The 4,713-nt window shown below is 67.5% G+C and carries 4 protein-coding genes; 3 read left to right on the top strand and 1 reads right to left on the bottom strand.

Annotated features, from left to right (window positions below):
• Positions 1–9: 9 nt before the first annotated feature.
• On the bottom strand, positions 10–1,719 hold the full coding sequence (gene kstD / locus QK444_RS32650) for a 3-oxosteroid 1-dehydrogenase (RefSeq protein ID WP_282785911.1): 1,710 nt from the start codon (positions 1,717–1,719) through the stop codon (positions 10–12).
• 152 nt (positions 1,720–1,871) lie between these two features.
• Here kstD and QK444_RS32645 point away from each other — a divergent pair, with 152 nt between their 5' ends.
• The 3 genes from QK444_RS32645 to dmpG are packed head-to-tail and all read left to right on the top strand — an operon-like array spanning position 1,872 to position 4,641.
• Positions 1,872–2,657, top strand: a complete 786-nt coding sequence (locus tag QK444_RS32645) for a 2-keto-4-pentenoate hydratase (protein ID WP_039809030.1) — start codon at positions 1,872–1,874, stop codon at positions 2,655–2,657.
• A 10-nt stretch (positions 2,658–2,667) separates the two neighbouring features.
• Positions 2,668–3,576: an acetaldehyde dehydrogenase (acetylating) gene (locus tag QK444_RS32640; protein ID WP_029925318.1), complete on the top strand. Its 909-nt coding sequence runs from the start codon at positions 2,668–2,670 to the stop codon at positions 3,574–3,576.
• Positions 3,577–3,588: 12 nt separating this feature from the next.
• A complete protein-coding gene (dmpG, locus tag QK444_RS32635; RefSeq protein WP_282785910.1) occupies positions 3,589–4,641 on the top strand; it encodes a 4-hydroxy-2-oxovalerate aldolase in 1,053 nt (350 codons plus the stop codon).
• The last annotated feature ends 72 nt before the right edge of the window (positions 4,642–4,713 follow it).

The following is a 4,713-nucleotide window of genomic DNA, read 5'->3' as shown; positions in this document are numbered from 1 at the left end:
TGGGACGGTTCAGGACGCTTCGGCGGCCTCGCTCCGCTTCGCCTTGGCGGCGATATCGAGGACGGCCAGGTAGGCGAAGGTGATGGCCGGGCCGATGGTCGCGCCGGGCCCGGCGTAGGTGTGGCCCATGGCGGGGGTGGCGCTGTTGCCGGAGGCGTAGAGGCCCTCGATCACGGTGCCGTCCTCGCGCAGCACGCGCCCGGCGGTGTCGGCGACGAGCCCGCCCTTGGTGCCGAGGTCGCCGGGCACCATCTTGGCCGCGTAGAAGGGCCCTTGCACCAGCGCCGCCAGGCACGGGTTCGGCTTCACGGTGGGGTCACCGTAGTACCGGTCGTAGTGGCTCTTGCCGCGCCCGAAATCCTCGTCCACCCCGGTTTCGGCGAACGAGTTGAACCGTTCCACGGTGGCGGTCAGATTCGCCGCGGGCACCCCGATCTTGTCGGCCAGTTCCGCGAGGGTGTCGGCCTTGACGATGTTGTCGTTTTCCATCCAGCGGGACGGAATCCGCTGACCAGGCTGCAATCCGGCGAAGATGTAGCGGTTGCGGTAGCGCTGATCGAAGACCAGCCAGGCGGGGATGTTCTCGCCCGGACCGTCACCCTGCCCGTATTCGCCGCCGTACATGGTGTGCACGGCCTCGACGTAAGGAGCGGACTCATTTCCGAATCGCTTGCCGTCGGCGTTGACCATGATGGTGCCGGGCAGATTCCGCTCGGCCAGCGCGAACCACGGCTTGCCGCCCTTGAAGATGGTCGGCCCCCACCAGGCGTCCTCCATGAAGTCCACCGCGCCCCCGGCCTCCATCCCGGCGATGATGCCGTCGCCGGTATTGGCCGCCGCGCCGGTGGTCCATTCGGTGCCGATGGGCTGGCGCTGGTACTTGGTGCGCATCTCGGCGTTGTGCTCGAAGCCGCCGCTGCCCAGCACCACGCCGTGGCGGGCGCGGAAGACGACGGGCTTGCCGTCGCGCAGCGCCTCCACGCCCACGACCCGGCCGTCCTCCACGACGAGCTTGGTCATCGGGGTCTCGAGCAATACCGGCACGTTCGCGTCCATGAGCCCCTTGCGCATGGCGGCGATGATCGCCTGCCCCATGCCGAGGATGTGCTTGCCGGTCCATTTGGCGAGATAGGTGCGCGCGCCGACCCGCATGGCGCGCATGATGCCCTTGGGGTGGCGGCGGATGAGGTTCAGCCGCACGAAGTCGGCCTGCATGACCACGACATTGAGCGGGGCCTTGGCGTAGGGCGGCTCCAGTGTGAAGCGCTCCTCGCCGAGGATCTTGGCATTGAACGGCGCGGGTTCGCAGGAGCGGCCCTCGCCTCGGCCGCCGGGTGCCTCCGGGTAGTAGTCGGAGTAGCCGGGCACCCACTTCATCTTCAGCGGGGTGTGGTCGAGCACGAAGTCGAAGGCTTCCGCGCCGCGGTCGATGTAGGTGTCGATCCGGTCCGCGGGCACCGCGTCGCCGATGATGCTGTGCAGGTAGGTGCGGGCTTCCTCGCGGTCGTCGGGGCGTCCGGCGGCTTTCAGCGCCTTGTTGCCGGGAATCCACACGCCTCCACCCGAGCGTGCGGTGGATCCGCCGTAGTGGGGTGCCTTCTCGATGAGCACCGCACGCAGCCCGTGGTGGGCGGCGGTGAGCGCGGCGGTCATTCCGGCGGCTCCGCTGCCGACCACCACCACGTCGTAGCTGTGCTCGCTACTAACCGGATCGTTCATGTAGAACACGTTATAGAATCAAACCAGGTTTGGTCTATCTTGGTCTGGCAGCTGGGACTCTCGGGGCGAAACCCCGATACGAAACTCGTTTCAGTTCCTATGCTCGGTACGGCCCGGGTCAACGGCCTGACCCTCGATGGAAGGAAACAAGCGTGCTGTCCGACGCGGTACGGAAGGAACTGGCAGAAGAACTCGCGGTCGCCGAACGGGATCGGGTGCCGCTCGATCCGCTGGTGGCACGGTATGCGGACATCGACGTCGTCGACGCGTACGAGATCCAGCTCATCAATATCCGGCAGCGGGTCGGCGGCGGCGCACGTGTGATCGGTCACAAGGTCGGGCTCTCCTCCAAGGCCATGCAGCAGATGATGGGCGTGGACGAACCCGACTACGGTCATCTGCTCGCGGAAATGGAAGTGTTCGAAGACATTCCGGTCGACACCTCGAAATACCTGTACCCGCGGGTGGAGGTCGAGGTGGGATTCGTGCTGGGCGCCGACCTGCCGGGCGAGGACTGCACCGAAGCCGACGTGCTGGCGGCGACCGTCGCCTACGCACCCGCCATCGAACTGATCGACACCCGCATCAAGGAGTGGAAGATCGGCCTGTGCGACACCATCGCCGACAACGCCTCCTCGGCGGGCTGGGTGCTGGGTCCGCAGCGGGTCGCCCCGGATCAGTTGGATATCAAGAAGATCGACGCCGTGCTCACCCGCAATGGCGAGGTGGTTGCCGAGGGGCGCAGCGATGCCGTGCTCGGCGATCCGACCATCGCGGTGGCGTGGCTGGCGCGCAAGGTCGCCTCGTTCGGGGTGCGTTTGAAGAAGGGGGACATCGTGCTGCCCGGTTCCTGCACCCGCGCCATCGACGCCCGCCCGGGCGACGACTTCACCGCCGAGTTCGCCGGACTCGGTTCCGTCCGTCTGCGTTTCAGCTAGGAGAACTGCCGTGACTGCGAACAAGGTCACCGCCGCGATCGTCGGATCCGGCAATATCAGCACCGATCTGCTGTACAAACTGCTGCGCTCGGAGAAGATCGAGCCGCGCTGGATGATCGGCATCGACCCGGACTCCGAGGGCCTGAAGCGGGCCCGCGGACTGGGCCTGGAGACCTCGGCCGAGGGCGCGGACTGGCTGCTCGCCCTGCCCGACAAACCCGATCTGCTCTTCGAGGCCACCTCGGCGTACGTGCACCGCGCCTACGCGCCCAAGTACGAGGCGGCCGGAATCCGCGCCGTCGACCTCACCCCCGCCGCGGTCGGCCCGGCCGTGATCCCGCCGGTGAATCTGGACTCGCTGGTGGAGGCCCCGAACGTCAATATGATCACCTGCGGCGGGCAGGCCACCATTCCCATGGTGGCGGCCGTATCCCGCGTGGTGCCGGTGGAATACGCCGAGATCGTGGCGTCGGTGTCCTCGGTGTCGGCCGGTCCCGGCACCCGCGCCAATATCGACGAGTTCACCAAGACCACCTCCAAGGGTGTGGAGACCATCGGTGGGGCCAAGCGCGGCAAGGCCATCATCATCCTGAACCCGGCCGAACCGCCGATGATCATGCGCGACACCATCTTCTGCGCGATTCCCGAGGACGCCGACCGCGACGCCATCGCCGAATCCATCCACGCCATGGAGAAGTCCATCCAGGAGTACGTGCCCGGGTACCGGCTGCTGAACGAACCGCAGTTCGACGAGCCGTCGCTGGTTTCCGGTGGCATGGCGAAGGTGTCGATCTTCGTGGAGGTGGAGGGCGCGGGCGACTTCCTGCCGCCGTACGCGGGCAACCTCGACATCATGACCGCCGCCGCCACTCGGGTGGGCGAGGTCGTGGCCGATCAGATCCTCTCGGCGCGGGTGTAAGGAGATTTCATCATGGACAACGTGTTCAAGCCCTACTCGGGCGAACTCGACGTGCGCGTCACCGACACCTCGCTGCGGGACGGTTCACATCACAAGCGCCACCAGTTCACCGTCACCGAGGTGCGCGATATCGTCGCCGCCCTGGACGCGTCGGGGGTGCCGGTCATCGAGGTCACCCACGGTGACGGCCTGGGCGGCTCCTCGTTCAACTACGGGTTCTCCAAAACCCCGGAGCAGGAACTGATCAAGGCCGCCGCCGATACGGCGCAGCGCGCCAAGATCGCCTTCCTGATGCTGCCGGGCGTCGGCGTCAAGGAGGACATCAAGATCTCGCAGGACAACGGCGCGAGCATCTGCCGCATCGCCACCCACTGCACCGAGGCCGACGTGTCGATCCAACACTTCGGGCTGGCACGGGAACTCGGCCTGGAGACCGTCGGCTTTCTCATGATGGCGCACAGCACCACCCCGGAGATGCTGGCCAAGCAGGGCCGCATCATGGCCGACGCGGGCTGTCAGTGCGTGTACGTTGTGGACTCCGCCGGCGCGCTGGTGCTGGAGCAGGTCACCGACCGGGTGGCGGCGCTGGTCGCCGAACTCGGTGACGACGCCCAGGTCGGCTTCCACGGTCACGAGAACCTGGGCCTGGCCGTGGCGAACTCGGTGTACGCGGTGCGTGCCGGGGCCACCCAGATCGACGGCTCCGCACGGCGTTTCGGCGCGGGCGCGGGCAATCTGCCGGTGGAGGCGTTCATCGGCGTCTGCGACAAGCTCGGCATCAAGACCGGTGTGGACTTCTTCGCCGTCACCGACGCGGCCGAGGATGTGGTCCGCCCGGCCATGCCCGCGGAATGCCTGCTCGACCGGCAGGCGCTCATGATGGGGTACGCGGGCGTCTACTCGTCGTTCCTGCGCCACGCGGAGCGGCAGGCCGAGCGCTACGGCGTCTCCGCCGCCGAGATGCTGGTGCGCGCGGGACAGCGCAAGCTGGTCGGCGGCCAGGAGGATCAGCTCGTCGACATCGCCCTGGAATTGCGGCGGGAGCAGGCGGCGGCCACCGCCTGAACGCTCACCTCCCCGCTGGCGGGAAGGCGGGGATGCCGCTCGCCCGCGCCGGATGGTTACCCTGAGGATGCC

The organism is Nocardia sp. CC201C (genome assembly GCF_030010695.1).
GTDB classification, from domain to species: Bacteria; Actinomycetota; Actinomycetes; order Mycobacteriales; family Mycobacteriaceae; genus Nocardia; species Nocardia otitidiscaviarum.
This window is presented reverse-complemented; position numbering and strand designations above follow the sequence as displayed.

Bases quoted from the DNA above. Each gene is read 5' to 3' on its own strand.
- kstD (WP_282785911.1), bottom strand. From the start codon at position 1,719: ATGAACGATCCGGTTAGTAGCGAGCACAGCTACGACGTGGTGGTGGTC.
- dmpG (WP_282785910.1), top strand. From the start codon at position 3,589: ATGGACAACGTGTTCAAGCCCTACTCGGGCGAACTCGACGTGCGCGTC.